2 tRNA genes and 1 rRNA gene are annotated in these 340 nt (G+C 55.3%); all 3 read left to right on the forward strand.

Annotated features, from left to right (window positions below):
• Positions 1 to 11: 11 nt before the first annotated feature.
• The 3 genes from rrf (at position 12) to H6A25_RS12560 (ending at position 336) form a co-directional block, all read left to right on the forward strand.
• Positions 12 to 128, forward strand: a 5S ribosomal RNA gene (rrf, locus tag H6A25_RS12550).
• An 11-nt stretch (positions 129 to 139) separates the two neighbouring features.
• Positions 140 to 215: transfer RNA gene (locus tag H6A25_RS12555), tRNA-Asn, on the forward strand.
• Positions 216 to 259: 44 nt separating this feature from the next.
• Positions 260 to 336: transfer RNA gene (locus H6A25_RS12560), tRNA-Ile, on the forward strand.
• Positions 337 to 340: the final 4 nt, after the last annotated feature.

A 340-nucleotide genomic window follows, 5' to 3' on the forward strand; every position in this document is an offset into this window, starting at 1 on the left:
AGAAATACGAAGTAAGTGCCGATGACCGTGAGGGTCCACCTGTTCCCATTTCGAACACAGAAGTTAAGCTCACGAGTGCCGAAGATACTTGGCTGGCGACGGCCTGGGAAAATAGGTCGGTGCTTACTCCGTATTATATTCCTCCTTAGCTCAGTCGGTAGAGCATGCGGCTGTTAACCGCAGGGTCGTCTGTTCGAGCCAGACAGGAGGAGCCAAGAGCGAAAGCCGCCGCAGAAATGCGGCGGCTTTTTCCATAGCCGGGCCTTTAGCTCAGTTGGTTAGAGCATCCGGCTCATAACCGGACGGTCCCGGGTTCGAGTCCCTGAAGGCCCACCATTTC

Source organism: Intestinimonas butyriciproducens (genome assembly GCF_016901775.1).
Lineage (GTDB): Bacteria > Bacillota > Clostridia > Oscillospirales > Butyricicoccaceae > Pseudobutyricicoccus.